This window comes from Bradyrhizobium sp. Leo78 (genome assembly GCF_059512425.1).
In genome coordinates this window covers 1-18194 of the sequence record NZ_JCAMOT010000031.1, presented here as the reverse complement: position 1 = coordinate 18194, position 18194 = coordinate 1, and the positions used below count along the sequence as shown (strand labels likewise).

The 18194-nt window shown below is 63.8% G+C and carries 19 protein-coding genes; 11 read left to right on the top strand and 8 right to left on the bottom strand.

The window, feature by feature from the left end:
- Nucleotides 1–33: 33 nt before the first annotated feature.
- Nucleotides 34–270: a hypothetical protein gene (locus tag AC5ZG1_RS30655; RefSeq protein ID WP_496135035.1), complete on the bottom strand. Its 237-nt coding sequence runs from the start codon at nt 268–270 to the stop codon at nt 34–36.
- A gap of 89 nt (nt 271–359) precedes the next feature.
- On the opposite strand from AC5ZG1_RS30655, the gene gcl reads away from it, so the two are divergent.
- The 4 genes from gcl (at nt 360) to AC5ZG1_RS30635 (ending at nt 4376) form a co-directional block, all read left to right on the top strand.
- Nucleotides 360–2162: a glyoxylate carboligase gene (gene gcl / locus AC5ZG1_RS30650; RefSeq protein ID WP_496135034.1), complete on the top strand. Its 1803-nt coding sequence runs from the start codon at nt 360–362 to the stop codon at nt 2160–2162.
- An 11-nt stretch (nt 2163–2173) separates the two neighbouring features.
- Complete coding sequence (gene hyi / locus AC5ZG1_RS30645; protein ID WP_496135033.1) at nt 2174–2959, top strand: hydroxypyruvate isomerase; 786 nt, start codon at nt 2174–2176, stop codon at nt 2957–2959.
- Between the two features lie 20 nt (nt 2960–2979).
- On the top strand, nt 2980–3867 hold the full coding sequence (locus AC5ZG1_RS30640) for a 2-hydroxy-3-oxopropionate reductase (protein WP_456645024.1): 888 nt from the start codon (nt 2980–2982) through the stop codon (nt 3865–3867).
- Nucleotides 3868–3989: 122 nt separating this feature from the next.
- On the top strand, nt 3990–4376 hold the full coding sequence (locus tag AC5ZG1_RS30635; protein ID WP_496135032.1) for a DUF1236 domain-containing protein: 387 nt from the start codon (nt 3990–3992) through the stop codon (nt 4374–4376).
- 66 nt (nt 4377–4442) lie between these two features.
- Here AC5ZG1_RS30635 and AC5ZG1_RS30630 read toward each other — a convergent pair whose 3' ends face one another.
- Entirely contained in the window at nt 4443–5057 is a 615-nt protein-coding gene (locus AC5ZG1_RS30630) for a thiamine pyrophosphate-dependent enzyme (protein WP_496135031.1), read from the bottom strand.
- An 8-nt stretch (nt 5058–5065) separates the two neighbouring features.
- Nucleotides 5066–5623: a thiamine pyrophosphate-binding protein gene (locus AC5ZG1_RS30625; protein ID WP_028167417.1), complete on the bottom strand. Its 558-nt coding sequence runs from the start codon at nt 5621–5623 to the stop codon at nt 5066–5068.
- Nucleotides 5624–5918: 295 nt separating this feature from the next.
- On the opposite strand from AC5ZG1_RS30625, the gene AC5ZG1_RS30620 reads away from it, so the two are divergent.
- On the top strand, nt 5919–6968 hold the full coding sequence (locus AC5ZG1_RS30620; RefSeq protein WP_496135030.1) for a hydroxyacid dehydrogenase: 1050 nt from the start codon (nt 5919–5921) through the stop codon (nt 6966–6968).
- Nucleotides 6969–7174: 206 nt separating this feature from the next.
- Complete coding sequence (locus AC5ZG1_RS30615; protein ID WP_208820400.1) at nt 7175–7387, top strand: hypothetical protein; 213 nt, start codon at nt 7175–7177, stop codon at nt 7385–7387.
- Nucleotides 7388–7405: 18 nt separating this feature from the next.
- On the opposite strand, the gene AC5ZG1_RS30610 is transcribed toward AC5ZG1_RS30615, so the two are convergent.
- Nucleotides 7406–8410, bottom strand: a complete 1005-nt coding sequence (locus AC5ZG1_RS30610) for an AraC family transcriptional regulator (RefSeq protein ID WP_496135029.1) — start codon at nt 8408–8410, stop codon at nt 7406–7408.
- A 254-nt stretch (nt 8411–8664) separates the two neighbouring features.
- Here AC5ZG1_RS30610 and AC5ZG1_RS30605 point away from each other — a divergent pair, with 254 nt between their 5' ends.
- A complete protein-coding gene (locus AC5ZG1_RS30605) occupies nt 8665–9114 on the top strand; it encodes a cupin domain-containing protein (RefSeq protein WP_130229872.1) in 450 nt (149 codons plus the stop codon).
- 117 nt (nt 9115–9231) lie between these two features.
- Nucleotides 9232–10725, top strand: coding sequence for a flavin-containing monooxygenase (locus AC5ZG1_RS30600; RefSeq protein WP_496135028.1), 1494 nt, complete (start codon nt 9232–9234; stop codon nt 10723–10725).
- Here AC5ZG1_RS30600 and AC5ZG1_RS30595 read toward each other — a convergent pair.
- Genes AC5ZG1_RS30595 through AC5ZG1_RS30585 form a run of 3 tightly spaced genes read right to left on the bottom strand, consistent with a single transcriptional unit; the run spans nt 10710 to nt 14164 of the window.
- Nucleotides 10710–12353 carry an ABC transporter ATP-binding protein gene (locus tag AC5ZG1_RS30595; RefSeq protein ID WP_496135027.1) on the bottom strand — a complete coding sequence of 548 codons (1644 nt, stop codon included), beginning with the start codon at nt 12351–12353 and terminating at the stop codon, nt 10710–10712. The genes AC5ZG1_RS30600 and AC5ZG1_RS30595 overlap by 16 nt on opposite strands.
- 3 nt (nt 12354–12356) lie before the next feature.
- Nucleotides 12357–13196, bottom strand: a complete 840-nt coding sequence (locus tag AC5ZG1_RS30590; protein WP_028167424.1) for an ABC transporter permease — start codon at nt 13194–13196, stop codon at nt 12357–12359.
- Complete coding sequence (locus AC5ZG1_RS30585; RefSeq protein WP_028167425.1) at nt 13193–14164, bottom strand: ABC transporter permease; 972 nt, start codon at nt 14162–14164, stop codon at nt 13193–13195. Before AC5ZG1_RS30585 ends, AC5ZG1_RS30590 begins: the two co-directional genes overlap by 4 nt.
- A gap of 224 nt (nt 14165–14388) precedes the next feature.
- Here AC5ZG1_RS30585 and AC5ZG1_RS30580 point away from each other — a divergent pair, with 224 nt between their 5' ends.
- On the top strand, nt 14389–15414 hold the full coding sequence (locus AC5ZG1_RS30580; RefSeq protein ID WP_456646985.1) for a histone deacetylase family protein: 1026 nt from the start codon (nt 14389–14391) through the stop codon (nt 15412–15414).
- Nucleotides 15415–15777: 363 nt separating this feature from the next.
- Here the strand turns inward: AC5ZG1_RS30580 and AC5ZG1_RS30575 are convergent, their stop codons facing one another.
- Entirely contained in the window at nt 15778–16413 is a 636-nt protein-coding gene (locus AC5ZG1_RS30575; RefSeq protein ID WP_028167427.1) for a TetR/AcrR family transcriptional regulator, read from the bottom strand.
- A gap of 173 nt (nt 16414–16586) precedes the next feature.
- Here AC5ZG1_RS30575 and AC5ZG1_RS30570 point away from each other — a divergent pair, with 173 nt between their 5' ends.
- Together AC5ZG1_RS30570 and AC5ZG1_RS30565 are read left to right on the top strand one after the other, a co-directional pair.
- Nucleotides 16587–16796, top strand: coding sequence for a ferredoxin (locus AC5ZG1_RS30570; protein WP_028167428.1), 210 nt, complete (start codon nt 16587–16589; stop codon nt 16794–16796).
- A gap of 68 nt (nt 16797–16864) precedes the next feature.
- Nucleotides 16865–18082 carry a cytochrome P450 gene (locus AC5ZG1_RS30565; protein WP_464345157.1) on the top strand — a complete coding sequence of 406 codons (1218 nt, stop codon included), beginning with the start codon at nt 16865–16867 and terminating at the stop codon, nt 18080–18082.
- Nucleotides 18083–18194: the final 112 nt, after the last annotated feature.

Genomic DNA, 18194 nt, shown 5'->3' with positions numbered 1-18194 from the left:
GCCGGGAGCAAGTAATCTGATGCTCGTCGGTTGCTACTTTTGCTGAATACGGCTCAGATAATCGATAACAGCGAGGATGCGTGTGCGTACGACGACATCCGGGCTTTGCTCCGGCCCGGCCATCTTCCAGCAAGATGGATCAACATAGTGAGGCAAGTTGACAATCGGATTGAATCGTTCCCCCAATTGGCATTCTTTCCGCTGCTGTCGCATGTTTTCATTCCATCGGCGATCCAATCGTTTGATCTGGCGCGGTTTTTCACTGTTCATTCCGTATCGTGGGAAACAAAATCAGCGTCGTTGAGATCGTCGAGCGCTCCCGTGATCATCGCGCCGATGCAACATCAGCGAGGCGCGAGATGGCGAAGATGCGGGCGGTCGATGCGGCGGTGCGTATTCTGGAGAAGGAAGGGGTCAATTGCGCGTTCGGCGTTCCCGGCGCGGCGATCAATCCGCTCTATTCGGCGCTGAAGAAGCGTGGCTCGATCCGGCATATCCTTGCGCGCCACGTCGAAGGCGCCTCCCACATGGCGGAGGGCTATACCCGCGCCAAATGCGGCAATATCGGCGTCTGCATCGGCACGTCGGGGCCGGCGGGTACCGATATGATCACCGGGCTCTATTCGGCGATCGCCGATTCCATTCCGATCCTCTGCATCACCGGGCAGGCGCCGCGGGCGCGGCTCTACAAGGAGGATTTCCAGGCCATCGACATCGAGTCGATCGCAAAGCCGGTGACGAAATGGGCGGTCACAGTGCGCGAGCCCGGCCTTGTACCCCGCGTGTTCAGCCAGGCGTTTCACCTGATGCGCTCGGGGCGTCCGGGTCCTGTGCTGATCGATCTGCCGCTCGACGTGCAACTCGCCGAGATCGAATTCGACGATGAGACCTATGCGCCGCTGCCGGTCTACAAGCCGACCGCGACGCGCGCGCAGATCGAGCGCGCGCTCGAAATGTTGAACGTGGCCGAGCGGCCGCTGATCGTGGCCGGTGGCGGCGTCATCAATGCCGATGCATGCGAACTGCTGGTGAACTTCGCGGAGACCATTAACGTGCCGGTGGTGCCGACGCTGATGGGCTGGGGCGCAATTCCCGACGATCACGTGTTGATGGCCGGGATGGTCGGGCTGCAGACCAGCCACCGCTACGGCAATGCCACCATGCTGCAATCGGATTTCGTGCTCGGCATCGGCAACCGCTGGGCCAACCGCCACACCGGCTCGATCGAAACTTACACCAAGGGCCGCACCTTCGTGCATGTCGACATCGAGCCGACCCAGATCGGCCGCGTGTTCAACCCGGACCTTGGTATCGTCTCCGACGCCAAGGCAGCGCTTGAGCTATTCGTCAGTGTTGCGAAGGAATGGCGGAAAGCCGGAAAGCTCCGCGAGCGGCAGGCGTGGCCGGCCTCATGCCAAGACCGCAAGCGCACGATGCTGCGCAGGAGTCACTTCGACGATCTCCCGATCAAGCCGCAGCGCGTCTATCAGGAGATGAACCGCGCCTTCGGCCGCGACACCTGCTACGTCACGGTGATCGGACTGTCGCAGATCGCCGGCGCGCAATTCCTGCGCGTTTATCATCCGCGCAACTGGATCAACGCCGGGCAGGCGGGCCCGTTGGGCTGGACGCTCCCCGCCGCGCTCGGCGTGCGCGCCGCTGATCCGGAGCGCGAGATCGTCGCGCTCTCGGGCGACTATGATTTCCAGTTCCTGATCGAGGAGCTCGCTGTGGGCGCGCAGTTCAAATTGCCGTACATCCATGTCGTCGTGAACAATTCCTATCTCGGCCTGATCCGCCAGGCGCAGCGCGGCTTCGACATGGACTACCAGGTGCAATTGTCGTTCGAGAACATCAACGCGCCCGAGATCGGCTCTTACGGCGTCGACCATGTCGCGGTCGCCGAAGGCCTCGGCTGCAAGGCGATCCGCGTCACCGATTCGAACGATGCGCAGGCGGCGTTCGCGACCGCGCGCGAATGGATGGCGAAGTATCGGGTGCCGGTGGTGGTCGAGTTCATCCTCGAGCGTGTCACCAATATCTCGATGGGCACGGAGATCGACAATGTCGTTGAGTTCGAGGAGTCCCTCGATCTGCCGCTGGACGAGGTGCCGCCGCGCGTTGACGCACGTCAGCCCGGCAAATTGTTGCCGGCCGAGTAAGGAGTTTGATTGTGCCGAAATTTGCTGCCAATCTCACGATGCTGTTCGGGGAATTGCCGTTCCTCGAGCGCTTCGCCGCCGCCAAAGCCGCCGGTTTTAATGGCGTCGAATATCTGTTCCCCTATGACTTCGGTAGAGCCGAGCTGCGCGAGCAGCTTGATAAGCACGGGTTGATCCAGGTCCTGCACAATCTCCCCGCCGGCGATTGGGCGGCAGGCGAGCGCGGCATCGCGATCTTTTCCGATCGTGTCGAGGAGTTCCGCGACGGTGTCTTCCGCGCCATTGATTACGCCAAGGCGCTCGATTGCCGGCAATTGAACTGCCTGGTCGGTATCGCACCACGCGACGCCGATCCGCTCGAATTGAACGAGGTGCTGGTCAAGAATCTGCGCTTTGCCGCCAACGCGCTCGCCAAGGAGCAAATCAAGCTCCTGGTCGAGCCGATCAACACGCTCGATATCCCCGGCTTCTTCCTGAACCGCACCGAGCAGGCGGCGCAGCTCATCGCCGACGTGGGCTCGAGCAATCTCTTCATCCAGTATGATATCTACCACATGCAGGTGATGGAGGGTGACATCGGCCGTACCGTGCAAAAACACCTGGCGCGCATCGCGCATATTCAGCTCGCTGACAATCCCGGCCGCAACGAGCCGGGCACCGGTGAGATCAACTACCCCTTCCTGTTCCGTCATCTCGACGCGATTGGTTATCGCGGCTGGGTCGGATGCGAATACAAGCCGCGGACGACGACCGTTGACGGCCTCGGCTGGCACGCGGCGCTCACGCTCGTCACCTGATTTGGAGGGGGAATATCGCAATGGCAAAGATTGGATTCATCGGCCTCGGCACCATGGGACGTCCGATGGCGGGTCACCTTCAAGAAGCCGGCCATCGCCTGTTTCTGCATGACGTCGGGCCGATCCCGCCGGAGCTGGTCTCGGGCGGCGGTGTCGTCTGCAAATCGGGCAGGGACGTCGCCCAGGAAGCGGAAGCCGTCATCATCATGGTGCCGGATACGCCGCATGTGGAGGCGGTGCTGTTCGGCCCCGGCGGTGTCGCCGAAGGACTGTCGAAAGGCAAAATCGTCGTCGACATGAGCTCGATCTCGCCGCTTGCGACGAAGGAATTCGCGAAGAAGATCGAGGCGCTCGGCGCAGACTATCTCGATGCGCCGGTGTCCGGTGGCGAGGTCGGCGCCAAGGCGGCGAGCCTGACCATCATGGTGGGCGGGCCGGAGGCTGCGTTCAACGCGATGAAGCCGGTGTTCGAGAAGATGGGCAAGAACATCACGCGGGTCGGCGGCAACGGCGACGGGCAAACGACGAAGGTCGCCAACCAGATCATCGTTGCGCTGACGATCGGGGCGGTCGGTGAAGCGTTGCTGTTTGCTTCGAAAGCCGGTGCCGACCCCGCGCTGGTGCGGCAAGCGCTGATGGGCGGCTTCGCGTCGTCGCGGATTCTGGAAGTGCATGGCGAACGCATGGTGAAGCGCAATTTCGATCCGGGCTTTCGTATCGAATTGCATCAGAAGGATCTCAACCTCGCGCTCGACGGCGCCCGCGCGCTCGGACTTTCGCTGCCGAGCACGGCGATTGCGCAGCAACTGTTCAATTCCTGCACAGCTCACGGCGGCAAGGCGTGGGACCATTCGGCGATGGTGCGGGTGCTCGAGATGATGGGAGATCACGAGATCGGCGCGGCCTGACGCGCAACGCGGGAACCGGGCCGAAGTTCACCTCGGTTCTCCGCGTTCGCCACCATGGAACCCGGAACAACCCTCATGCAGGGCGGTTGAAGACGCATCGTCAATTTCACTGGAGGAGAATGATGAGGAAGCGTCTTGCCATCCCTGTCCTTGCCGCGTCGCTGCTTGCGTCCGGCGCAGCGTTCGCGCAATCCACCACGGTGGAAGGCGCGGCGAATGGCGCTCGCGCGGGCGGCCAGGTCCTGGGTCCTGTGGGCGAGATCGTCGGCGGCACCGTGGGTGCTGCGGTCGGCGCCGGATTGGAAATTCCGAACGCCGTGATCACCTCGATCCCGCGCGACGAGCCGTCGGTCGTGGTGCGTGAGCGCGTCGTGGTCGGCGAGCCGCTGCCGTCCACCGTTGAATTGCGTACGGTGCCGCGGCACACGGAATATCGCTATGCCATCGTCAATGACCGCCGGGTGATCGTCGAGCCGCGCACCCGCAGGGTGGTCAAGATCATCGATTAATGAAGACCGACACACACGCACCTTGATCCTCGCGGGCGCTTCGCCTGCGAGGATCGCGTTGTGCCTCTACAACGGCTGCCGCACGCCGAGGCCGAGCATGAAGCGTTCCCTGATCTGCACGGGATCGCGGCGGGTCGTTCCCGTGCCGGGCTTGTCGTCGATGCGCACGCCGATCAATGTCGGTCCGTCCGAGGCGAGCGACTGATTGATCAGGCGCTCGAAGTCATCCTCATCGGCGGCCCAGGAGCTGTTCGGAAGACCGCTCGCCACCGCGATGGCGACAAGATCGGAGGCCGCCGCTGCTGGCGTTGGCTGCGCGCCGGTGATCTGGTAGATGCCGTTGTCCATCACGACCATGGTGAGGTTCTTCGGCGCCAGCGTGGCGATCGTCGAGAGAGAGCCGAGCTGCATCAGGAGCGAGCCGTCTCCCTCCAGCGCGAACACGCGCCGCTCGGGTTGCGCCAGCGCCACCCCTAGCGCGATCGGAAATGCGAGCCCCATGCTTCCCAGCATGTAAAAGTTCTGCGGGCGATGGCCGGCAGCCCAGAGGTCGAAATTGGTATTGCCGATGCCGCCGACCACGGCCTCCTCGTTCTTCAGCTTTGCGACAAGACGCGAGGTGAGGTCGAACCGGTTCATCACCTTGGTGTTGCGGGTAGTCGTCTTGTTTGGCGTGTTCATGGGACCGCTCACTTGTCAAAGACCTTGCCGCCGGTGAGCAGCGGCGAGAGGATCAGCGCCACCGGCGCCTGCGTGGTGACGGCCTGCTTGATCGAGCGGTCGACGATGAACTCGAACTCGTCAAGCCGGGTTGCCGTGTGATGCTCCATCGCAAGCGAATCTAGCACCGGCCGCATGGTGCGGCAGACCAGCGCCTGACCATAGTTGAATTCTCCGAGCGTGCCGCGCTCGGAGACGAACATGATCACCGGGATCTGGTAGGGGATCGCGAGCGAGGCCAGGACATTCGCAAGCGTCGCAAAACCGGAGGTCTGCATCAGCACCGCACCGCGCACGCCGCCCATCCAGGCACCGGAGACGATTCCGACCGCTTCCTCCTCGCGCGCGGTGGGAAACGTCGTGAAGAAGGGGTCGGCGTGCAGGTTCTTGATCAGCGGCGTCAGCACGCGGTCCGGCACATAGGGCACGAGGCGAACCTCGTTTCGCTTGAGCGTCTGCAGCACGATGCCGTGCCAGCTCTTCTCCGCTGCGGTCTTGAGCGAGCTTTCATCCTCCGCGAGCGCCATCCTTGCTCTCCCTCACATCCCGCGACGCTGCGGCCGCTTTCTTGCGGCAAAACTTCACCCGACCGGCGCGATTGTCAACATGTCGCAGTCGCAACGTGACCTGCGGTTTCCGCTGGTGCGGACACCGGTCCGCCGTGCGATACAGACGGCAACGACAATAAGACGAGAGCAGTGGGAGGAATGTCATGGCCACCCGGTTCAGGCGGGCCGCCATTGCGGCGGTTATGTCCTCCACGGCCGTTTCCAGCCAGGCCCCTTCATATTCCAGGACCCGAACTGAAAGTTGCAGAAGGACATGTCCGTCAACAACAAGCGCGTCTTCTACGTCAAATATCTCGCCCACAACATCTATGCGGAAATCCTCAAGGGCCGCCCCGACGTGCGGCTGGACCGGCTGGAGAATGAGAGCCCCGATGAGGTCGCGGCACCCATCCTCGAAGCGGCGCATGCCTACCAGATCGGCGCGGCGCGCGACGAGCTGGCCAGGCACTTCCATGTCGACCAGGATCTGCTCCGCCGTACGCCGAACCTCCTGATCGTCTCCTCCAACGGGGCGGGTTTCGATCCCGTCGACGTCGACGCCTGCACCGCGGCGGGCGTGCTGGTGGTCAATCAATCCGGCGGCAACGCCAATTCCGTCGCCGAGCACGCGCTGGGGATGCTGCTCACCCTGTCGAAGCGGATCATCGAATCCGACCGCGTGCTGCGGCGCCAGCGGGACGTCAACCGCAACGCGCTGATCGGCAACGAGGCGCAGGGCAAGACCATCGGCATCATCGGTCTCGGCAATGTCGGCCGCCGGATCGCCGAGCTCTGCCGCGGGCTGCTGCACATGAAGGTGATCGCCTACGATCCCTATCTGACCGCCGAGGAGATGGGCAAGCGGGGCGGCGAGAAGGTCGAACTGGACGAGCTGCTGCGCCGTGCCGACTATGTCTCGATCAGCTGCCCGCTGACGAAGGAAAGCCGCGGCATGATCGGCGGGCGCGAATTCGCGCTGATGCAGCCGCACGCGTTCTTCATCACCACCGCGCGCGGCTTCATCCACGACGAGGACGCGCTGGAGGACGCGCTGCGCAACAAGCGCATCGCCGGTGCCGGCCTTGACGTCTGGGCCAAGGAACCACCGCCGCCGGAGCATCCGCTGCTGCAGTTCGACAATGTGCTTGCCAGTCCGCATACGGCCGGCGTCACCGTGGAGGCGCGCGAGAACATGGGCCGGATCGCCGCCGAACAGGTCCTGGACGCGCTCGACGGCAGGCGGCCGCCGCGGATCATCAATCCCGAAGTCTGGCCGGTTTACGCCAGGCGGTTTGAGAGGGCGTTCGGGTTTGCGCCGAAATAGGGCCAGCGGATTTTGGTCAAATCCACTGCCGAATGCACAGGCAGCGGAAGACGTGGAACCGCGCCGGATCGAGGTTGCCGGCGTGCCAATCGCCGGCGCGGGGATCGCGGCACGATTGGCGGCCATCGGGCTTGATTTCCCTCAAATCTTTTTTCCAGGATGCTAGTATCCAAATTCCGACGCTACCCGTGTAGCAGGAGGCTCCCATGTCCCGATTTGTCGTTAGCTTCATGAAGGACGTGCTTGGTGACAATGGCCGCGAACGGGAGGTTTGCCAGAGTTCGCTGGAGGTTAATGCCTCGAACGAAGGTCAAGCCGCGGAAATGGCCAAGCAGAAATTCTGCGAGGCGCAGGCGCTGTGTGACTGGTCGCTGCACGCTGACCGCATTCGGATCGACTCGGCAGATTTTCCCGCATAGTCATTCGCTCGGTTGAGGTCAGCTCAGGCGCCGCAACGTCGCCGAAGGACTCTCGCCGAACTTTGCGCGATAAGCACTTGCCATCCGGCTCAGATGGGTGAAGCCAAGATCGAAGGCGATGTCGACGACGCGCTCGTCCGGGCGCGCGTCTTTCAGCCGGCTATTGAGCCGGGCGAGCCGGATGTCCTGCAGCATCGCTGAAACGGTCGTCCCGAAATGACGGCGAAAGCCGAGCTGTAATGCGCGAATGCCGATGCCCGCGGCATCGGCAAGCTGCATGAGATCGAGCGGCTCATCGGCCTGGGCCTCGAGCCAGGCGCGCGCCCGCTTCAGCGCTGCCGGCTGCGTCTCGAGGCGGCCTTCGAAGACGGCGATCGCCCGGCTCAAACTATGATGCTGGCCGTTGAGCAGCGCGCTCAGCAATCGTTCCCGCCGATCGGCTGCTGCCAGCGGTGACAGGCGCTTTGTCGGACCAAGATGCTCGGCGAGATCGACGAGATCGCAGATTCCTACCTGAAGCGCATGTCCAAACGGAGCGGTGAGGTCGACCGATGGATCGAACTCCACCGCTCTCGCCGCGGTGCCTGCCAGCGCAGCCGCGCGATGTTCTACCAGCTTTCGGTCGAGCAGCAGGATGAGCTGGGCGCAATCCTGTCGCCACGTCATCTGCGTCGGCATGGTCGGCGATAGCAGCGATGCCGCAGCGCCACGCGCAGTCATCACCTCGCGCGCCGCTGTCCGTATCTCCGCGCAACCCTGCAGCGGGATCTGCAACAGGAAAAACCTATCGAGACAGCCGGGATCGATCGAGACCGATCCGCCATAGGCGACATAGTTCACCGAAAACCCGTCGAAGGCTGCGCAGTTGTGCTGGGCGCTGAAGTCGTTCTCGAAATGGCCGATCGGCTTCAATTCATGCGGGCAGAAAATCCGTCCGATCGCCTCGGCGGCGTCATCGACACTGGCGGTCGAGACGCGGGCGAAATCCGCAAGCTGCATGTTGGCCAAGGCACCTGCATTCATCGCAACCGCCGCGGAGTTGCTTGAGGTTTAAAATATCGGGAGCCTAATGCATCTCTCGGTGCGGGGAAACGCGGTTTCGGCGCGCGGCGTGCCCGATCGTTATGCGGGCCCTTGCCGTGCGCTTGGGCAACGGCAGCTCTTCCTGCAGCGCAACATGAGCGTCGGGGCCGCGGGATTCGTTTATCGGCTAGACAAGCTGCCACTCCGACGACAGCCTCACGGGCGCGGTGCAGTCCAGACAGGGAGGTGGCGGAATGGGTGCGCTCGAGAAAGGCATTACGCGGAACGGCACGGGTTACGGCGGCAAGACCTGGAATATTCTGGGCCAGGTCTATTTTCCCAAGGCGGTCACCGATTCGACCTTCGCATTCGAGACCAACAGCGATCCCGGCCAGTACGTGCCGGTGCACATCCATCCGACCCAGGACGAGTTCATCCTGGTGCAGGAGGGCACGCTCGACCTCAAGCTGGACGGCGTCTGGGTGAAGGCGGAGGCCGGCGACCTCGTGCGCATGCCGCGCGGCATCCCCCACGGCTATTTCAACAAGTCGGACAAGCCGGCGCGGGCGCTGTTCTGGGTCTCGCCGATGCAGAAGCTGGAGGCGCTGTTCGACAAACTGCACAATCTGCAGGACCCGGCCGAGGTGGTGCGCATTTCCGCCGAGCACGAGGTGAATTTCCTGCCGCCGGAAGCCAACGACTGACCTTGACCCGGTAGCGGGTCCAGCAGCGGAGGCAGTGGAATTGCCGGGATCGTGTCCGGCGATGACAATGGCGTGCGCGTACACTCGAACGGGATGGTGATTTTCCGGAGCATCCACATGGTCAAGCAGAAGCATGTTTGCATCATAGGCGCCGGCGTTTCCGGGCTTGCCGCGGCCAAGGCGTTTTCCGAGCGCGGACACAGGGTGACCATCGTCGAGCGCAGCGGCGATCTCGGCGGCGTCTGGGAGCCGGCGCGGTCCTATCCCGAGGTTCAGACCCAGAGCCCGAAGGATCTCTATCGCTACACCGACAAGGCGATGCCGGACTCCTATCCGGAATGGCCGAAGGGGCCGCAGGTCCACGCTTACTTGCGCGACTACGCGCGCGAGCATGGGCTCGACGATGCCCTGCGCTTCAACATCACCGTCGTGGCGATGGATGGCCGCGCCGACGGCAAGCCGGGTTGGACCCTCACGCTTCGCACCAGGAACGGCAGCGTGAGCAATGAGGGTTTTGACTTCGTCGCAGTCTGCACCGGCCAGTTCAACGAGCCGCAAACCCTCAGCCTTCCCGGCGAGGATGCGTTCAAGGCGCAGGGCGGCAAGGTCCTGCACTCTTCGCAATATAACGACGCGGCAATGGCCAAGGGGCGTAGGGTGGTGGTGCTCGGCGGCTCGAAATCGGCGACCGACATTGCCGTCAACGCCGTCAACTCGGGCGCTGCCGAAGTCACCATCGTCTATCGCGAGCCGGTGTGGCGCATTCCCTATTTCGTCGGCGGCTTGGTCAACTTCAAGCGCATCCTCTATATCCGCGCCCAGGAAGAGATGTTCCCGGGCTGGGGCATCGGCCCGCTGTCGCGGCTCGCGCATGGGCTGGCCAGGCCGCTGGTGTGGGCGAACTGGCGCGGGCTCGAGAGCCTTCTGAAGGTCCAGCTCAAGCTGAAGCAATGCGACATGGTGCCGAAGCAGCCGATCGAGGACGGTGTCAATTGCTCGGTGCCGATTGCAACGCCCGGCTTCTATCCGATGGTGGCCGATGGCCGCATCAAGGCGATCCGCGGCACCTTCGATCATTATGATGGCGACAGCATCGTGATGAGCGGGGGCGAGCGGGTGGCGGCCGATGTGGCGGTGCTTGCGATCGGCTACAAGCTTGGCGTTCCGTTCCTTGCCGAAAGCTATCGCAGCAAGCTGGTCGAGCCCGACGGGCAGTATCGGCTCTATCGCCTGATCGCCAATCCGGATCTGCCGGATATGGGGTTTGTCGGATTCAATTCCAGCTTCTGCACGGTGCTTTGCGCCGAGCTGGCCGCCAATTGGCTGGTGCGCTACGCCGACGGCCAGCTTGCGCGCCAGCCGACTGCCGCGGAGATGAAGGAGAACATCGCGATGATGCTTCACTTCAAACGTGTCGAGCGGCCGGCAGCGGGCGTCTATGGCGGGCTTTGCGTTGCGCCCTATCATTACCGCCACTTCGACGAGTTGCTGGCGGATATCGGTGCGACCGTCCGCCGGCGCAATCCGCTCGCCGAAAAATTCACGCCGCCGGATGCCGATGCCTATGCGCGCTTCCTTGCTTCAGCACCGGACTATCACGCGGTGGCATAAGGACGGGCAGGCTCCTCGCTCGGTAATGTCCGGCCGGGCACGGCGGCGAGCAGCTCGCGCGTGTAGGGATGCTCGGGCGCCGCGAACAGCGCGGCCGCAGGCCTGAGCTCCACGATCTCGCCCCGTTGCATCACCGCGATGCGGTCGCAGGTTTGCGCGGCGACCCGCAGATCGTGGGTGATGAACAGCATTGATAGCCCGAGCCGCGCCTTGAGGTCTTCGAGCAGATTGAGAACCTGCGCCTGCACGGAGACATCGAGCGCGGAGACCGCTTCGTCCGCGACCAGGATTTCGGGCTCGAGCGCCAGCGCGCGGGCGATGCCGATGCGCTGGCGCTGGCCGCCGGAGAATTCGTGCGGAAAACGGTCCATCGCATTGGCGTTGAGGCCGACCATGCCGAGCAGGTCGCGAGCGCGCTGCCGCGCGACGTCGGGATCGGTGCCATGCGCGATCGGCCCGTCCGCGATGATGTTGCCGACCTTGCGGCGCGGATTGAGCGAGGCAAAGGGATCCTGGAAGATCATCTGGATGCGGCTGCGCTCCTTGCGCAGCTCCTTGCCGCCGATCGCAGTGAAGTCGGTATCGCCGAGGCGGACCGTGCCCTGGTCCGGTTCGATCAGGCGCATGACAAGGCGCGCGACCGAGGATTTTCCGGAACCGGATTCCCCGACCAGGCCGAGCGTCTCGCCCTGCAGGATGTTGAAGTTGACGGCTTTGGCTGCCTGCACGCGGCGCTCCGGCTGGAACCAGCCGCCACCGGAGACATAGGTCTTGTCGAGGCCGATCACCTCGACCGCCTTGGGACGGTCGACGAGGGGAGCGCGTTGCGGAGGTTCCATCGATGGCACTGCGGCGAGCAGTGCGCGTGTGTAGGGATGCTGCGGACGTTGCAGCACGTCATCGGCCGAACCCTGTTCGACCACCTTGCCGTGCTGAAGCACGACCACGCGGTCGGCGATATCTGCGACGACGCCGAAATCATGGGTGATGAACATCACCGCCATGTTGCGGCGACGCTGCAGGTCGCGGATCAGTTTCAAAATCTGCGCCTGCGTGGTGACGTCGAGTGCGGTGGTCGGCTCGTCCGCGACCAGCACCGCCGGCTCGAGCGCGAGCGCCATCGCGATCATCGCGCGCTGGCGCTGGCCGCCGGACAATTGGTGCGGATAGGCGCGCACGGTGCGTTCGGGGTCGGGCAGGCCGACCTCGCGCAAGAGGTTGAGCGCCTTCTGCCGGCGCTGCTTCGGCGTCAGCAGATTGTGCGCCTCGAACATCTCAGCGATCTGGTCGCCGATCCGCATCAAGGGATTGAGCGCCGTCGTCGGCTCCTGGAACACCATGGCGATGTGCCGGCCGCGCAGGCCGAGCCATTGGTCGTCGTCGAGCCGCAGCAGGTTCTGCCTCTCGAACAGGATCTCGCCGGCCTCGCGGCCGATCGTGTCGGGAAGGAGGCCCATCAACGCGTGGGCGCACATCGATTTGCCGGAGCCGGACTCGCCGACCACGCAAAGGATCTTGCCGGGGACGAGATCAAGCGACACGCCGTCGACAGCGTAGGCGCGGTCGGCGCCGGGCGGCAGTGCTAGCTTGAGGTCCTTGATGACGACGACGGCTTTGCTCTCGGACATTGCTCAGCGCCCATCCTTGTTGAGGCGCGGATTGAGCGCGTCGTTGAGGCCTTCGCCGATCAGGTTCAGCGCCAGCACCGAAACCAGGATGGCGATGCCGGGAAACACCGTGATCCACCAGGCCTGCCGGATCACGGTGCGGCCGGCGCCAACCATGTAGCCCCATGACATCAAATTGGGATCGCCGAGGCCGAGGAAGGAGAGCGAAGATTCGAGGAGGATTGCGGTCGCCACCATCAGCGAGGCCAGCACGATGACGGGCGAAAGCGCGTTCGGCAGGATCTCGCGCCAGATGATCCAGCTATGGGTCTGTCCGGTGACGATCGCGGCCTGCACATATTCGCGGGTGCGCAGCGACAGCACTTCGCCGCGCACCAGCCGCGCCACCGGCGGCCAGCTCACGATCGCGATCGCCAGCACGATCGAGACGATCGATGGTTGCATGATCGCCACCAGCACGATCGCGAGCGCGAAGCTGGGCACGGTCTGGAAGAATTCGGTGAAGCGCATCAGGGCATCGCCGATCCGGCCGCCGAAATAGCCGGCGAGGGCGCCGACGGGAATACCGACGGCAAGCGCAGCGAGCGTCGAGACCAGACCGACCAATAGCGAGACACGGGCGCCATAGATGATGCCCGCGAACACATCGCGGCCGAGCGCGTCGGTACCGAGCGGCAGGCCTGATATCGTGAACGGCGGCAGGAACGGCCGCTGCACCATGCGCCAGGGTGAATTCGGGAAGATCATCGGCCCGAACAGCGCGACCGCGATCGCGATCAGGAGAATGATCGAGCCGATCAATCCGCCGGGATTGCGCAGCAATAGCTTCCAGAACCGCTTCATGCCGCAACCTCGATGCGCGGATCGACCGAGCGGTAGATCAGATCGGTGATCAGGTTGAACGCCAGCACCATCGCCGAGCAGACGACGAAGACGCCGAGCAAGAGGTTATAGTCGCGCTGCAGCAGCGCCTCGTACATCAGCCGGCCGATGCCGGGCCAGGCAAACACGGTCTCGGTCAGCACGGCGCCACCGACCAGCGTGCCCGCCTGCAGGCCCGCAAGTGTCACCACCGGCAGCAATGCGTTGCGCAGGACGTGGCGGCGCTGGATCACCGCGTCACGCAAGCCCTTGGCGCGCGCGGTCTTGACGAAATCGAGCCGCTTCACCTCCAGCATCGAGGCGCGCGTCATGCGGGTGTATGTGGCCATGAAGAACAGGCCGATCGTCATCGCTGGCAGGATCAGGTGCGCACCGACGTCGAGCACATGAGCGAAACCGGTGTAGTTGGCGCCCACCGTCTCGTAGCCGAAGCTCGGCAGCCAATCCATCGCAACCGAGAACAACAGGATCGCCATCAGCGCCACCCAGAACAGCGGCGTGGCGTAGAAGATCAGCGCCATTATCGTGATCGCGGTATCGGCCCAACTGCCTGCGCGGCGCGCTGCCAAGGTTCCGAACAGCACGCCTGATAGCAGCGAGATCGCAAACGCCGTGCCGGTCAGCAGCAGCGTTGCCGGTAGTCGCTCCAGGATTAATTGCGACACCGGCGCTTGCTGGCGGAAGGAGAAACCGAGGTCCAGGGTGGCGATGCCCTTCACATATCGATAGAGCTGCACGGGCAATGGCTGGTCGAGCCCGAATTTCTCGCGGAGCTGCGCGACGAAGAGTTGATCGCTGGCGCCGGCTTCGCCGGCCATCACCACCGCGGGGTCGCCGGGCGCCAGGCGGATCAGGAAGAAGTTCAAGACGACGATCGCAAGCAGCACGACGATCGCCTTCATAATTCGTTGCGCGATGAATCCGAGCATCGGAACCTTTCAGCTCGTTCGGGAGATGACACAGCCGTGTGCCAAGGAGGCGGTCATCGCTGTCGATTCAACGGGTCTGACCTGGAGGGCAAGGTTAAACTCTCGGCAGTCGGCGCTTAAGGAATGGACAGCAGCATGGAGATCCTTTTCGCAACCGGGGCGCTTTGCGATTCCAGCGGTTCTATGCAAGGGATGTTCCTGTCGCCAATGATGGGAGCCTGTTCGTGAAGGCCGTCTATACCGAACTGCATCGCAGCCATGATCCGCAATTCTTCCTGGTCCGCGGCGTCGTCAAGCGCACCACCGAGCAACCCGAGCGCGCCGACCGTCTGCTGGCGGGATTGAAGGCGGGCAAGCATCAACTGGTCGAGCCGACCGTGTTCGGGCAGGGGCCGCGGGCGCGGGTGCATAGCGCCGAATATCTGAGTTTCCTCGCGGAAGCCTGGGACGCGTGGTCGGCGCTCGGCGATTCCGGTTCCGAGATGATTGCCAACATCCATCCGGTGCGCAACGCCGCCACCTATCCGACCCATATCGTCGGCCGGCTCGGCTGGCACACGGCCGACACTGCCGCACCGATCGGTCCCGGCACCTGGGCTGCCGCTTGTGCTGCGACCGATGTCGCGGCGACCGCGGCGCAGATGGTGATGGAGGGCGAGGACGCCGTCTACGCGCTGTGCCGTCCGCCCGGTCATCACGCCTATCGCGATATCGCCGGCGGCTTCTGCTTCCTCAACAACAGCGCGGTTGCGGCCGCGCATCTGCGGCTGATGCATGAGCGCGTCGCGATCCTCGATGTCGATGTCCATCACGGCAATGGCACGCAGGGCATCTTCTACGAGCGAGGTGATGTGCTGACGGTGTCGATCCATGCCGATCCGGCCGCCTTCTATCCGTTCGTTTGGGGCTATGCGCATGAACGCGGTGCCGGTCCCGGGCTCGGCACCAATCTCAACATCCCGCTGCCGATCGGAACCGGCAACGACGGCTACCTCGCGGCACTTGCGACGGCGCAGAAGACGATCGAGGCCTTCGCGCCCGGCGCGCTTGTCATTGCCCTCGGTCTCGATGCCTCCGAGCACGATCCGCTGGCCGGGCTTGCCGTCACCACGGAAGGATTCCGCCGCATCGGCGCCGCGATCGCGCGGATCGGCCTGCCCACCGTGTTCGTGCAGGAAGGCGGCTATCTCTCCGACATCCTCGGCGACAATCTGACCGCGGTGCTCGGCGGGTTTGAAGCGGCGAGGTGAGGGAAGTGCCGTAGGGTGGGCAAAGCGAAGCGTGCCCACCATCAAGCATCGCGCTCGTGACGGTGGGCACGCTTGCGCCTGTGCTTGTTCGAGCACCGGTGAATGTGGTCCGCTTTGCCCACCCTACGGCACCTGCGCGCTCGGCATGCTCTCTCGACGTCATTGCGAGCGAAGCGAAGCAATCCATAGCGCGGCAAGCGGAGGCATGGATTGCTTCGGTGCGCTCGCATGACGGAGGCCGTCATTCCGGGGCGATGCGTTAGCATCGAGCCCGGAATCGATCCAACCGCAGAGTACGCCGCCTAATGGATTCCGGGTTCGCGCTTTGCGCGCCCCGGAATGACGAGGAGAGATATCTCTAAACTAGCGGCCTCTTTCCGCCGCCTTGATCGCGAGCGTGAGGCTCAGCTTGATCTGCGCGACCATGTCGTCGAGCAGTTCTTCGCGCGTGGTTTCGGCGAGCTGGCCGGTGAGCAGGCCTTGCTCGGCGAGCATGACGACGCCGTGCAGCGCGGCCCAGATCTGCAGCGCGTGGCGCTCGCGCAGGAGCGCGACCGCCGGCGACTCCAGCGCTTCGAGCAGCAGACCGAATGTCTCCATCGCAGCGCTGTGCAGCTCGCTGTCCTTTGGCGAGCAGGCCATCACGCGCGAGGCGAACATCAGGCGGTAGATGCCGTGGCGGCGCTGGCCGAAGGCGAGGGCGGCTTGCGCGAAGCGCGAGATTTTTGTCCGCTTCGACGGTCCGTCGATGGCGTCGCGCAGCATCGTGTTGAATTGGCGAAACGCTTCCGCCGCGACGGCCGTCAGCAGCGCCTCGCGGTCGGCGAAATGCCGGTAGGGTGCGGGCTGCGAGACGCGGAGCTTCTTGGCGAGGGCGCTGATGCTGATGGCTTCGGGGCCGCCGAGTTCCGCTTCCCGCAGTGCAGCGTGCACCAGGGCGTCGCGGAGATCGCCATGGTGATAGGCATTCTGCGGCTTGCGGGCGAGGCGTGTTCCCATCCTAATGTGATAGGCTATAACTTTTCGCTTGACAGCACAACCGGACCGCGAATGTAATAGCTCTAATTTGAGACGTGGCCGAAGCAAGCCGCGTCCGCCGAGAAGCAGAGGAAACGCCAGTCCGCGCATCGAGCCACGGGCATCGATGCTGCGCGCGGCAGAGGGAAGCGCCCATGTCCGGAAAGCTGAAGATTCACGTCGACCAGGACAGGTGCCAGGGACACGCGCGCTGCAAGGCCCTCGCGCCCGAACTGTTCGACCTCGACGACTACGGCAATGCGCATGAGCACGGCGAAGGCCGTGTGCCTGAAGGGCTCGAGGACAAGGCCTATCTCGCCCAGACCAACTGCCCCGAATTCGCGATCGAAGTCATCGAGGAGTGAGGCGCGCGGTCGAACCGCCACCTTCATCCACACTTGATCTGAACGAACACAGCGGAAGGAAACTGCCGATGTCCGATTCCGTCAGCATGATGCCCGAACACCCGCCGGTGACCGACTGGATCCGTGATTTCGACCACACCGATCCGGCCTGGACCGAGAATCCATTTCCGATCTGGGAGCAGTTGCGTGCAGCCTCGCCGGTCGTTCACACCGAGCGCTTCCTCGGCTGCTATATGCCGACCACCTATGAGGCGGTAAAGCAGGTCGCCTACGACACCGAGCATTTTTCGTCTCGTCGCATCATCGTGCGCGACGTGCGGCCGGAGGTCACGCAGCCGGCGCCGCCGATCACCTCCGATCCACCCGAACATAAGCCGGCCAAGCAGTTGCTGCTGCCGCCGTTCACGCCCGACGCGATGAAGAAGCTCGAGCCCCGGGTCCGCGCGATCTGCAACGAGCTGATCGACGAGTTCATCGATGACGGAAAATGCGACGCCGCCGAGCGCTACACGAAGCATATTCCGGTGCGCGCCATCGCCCATATGCTGGGTATACCCGAGAAGGATGGCGACCTCTTCATCAAGTGGATCCACGAAATCCTCGAGCTCGGCATCAAGGATCAGGACATCTTGATGCGCGCGCTCCACGAGATGAGTGCGTATTTCGCGGGCCATATCGCCGAACGCAAGGGCAAGCCGACCGACGATCTGATCACGACGCTGATGAACGCGCGCGACAAGGACGGCAAGCCGTTGTCGGACGCCCATGTGCTTGGCTCGCTGCGACTGCTCCTGGTCGCCGGCATCGATACCACCTGGAGCGCGATCGGCTCCTCGCTCTGGCACCTCGCGAAGACGCCCGCGGATCGCGAGCGGCTGGTTGCTCAGCCGGAATTGTTGCCGACTGCGATCGAGGAGTTCCTGCGCGCCTATTCCCCGGTGACGATGGCGCGCGAAGTGGTGAAGGAGACCACGGTAAGCGGCTGCCCCGTCAAGCCCGGCAACATGGTGCTGTTGTCCTTCCCCGCCGCCAATCGCGACCCTGCGATGTTCGCGGACGCCGACAAGGTCGTGATCGATCGCAAGGAGAATCGTCACGCCGCCTTCGGCCTCGGCATCCATCGCTGCGTCGGCTCGAACCTCGCGCGCATGGAGATGATGGTCGCGATCGAGGAATGGTTGAAGCGGATTCCCGACTTCCGGCTCGATCCGGCCGGCAAGGTGGCGTGGTCGCAAGGCACCGTCCGCGGCCCCCGCGCGCTGCCGCTCTTGTTCGGGGCCGGGTGAATTCTCTTACCTCTCCCATAGGGAGAGGTCGGATCGCGGTCCTAACCGGCTACATAGGTAACAGAATAGACCGGCGACATGGGTAACAGGTCAATTGATCGGCAAGGAGGAG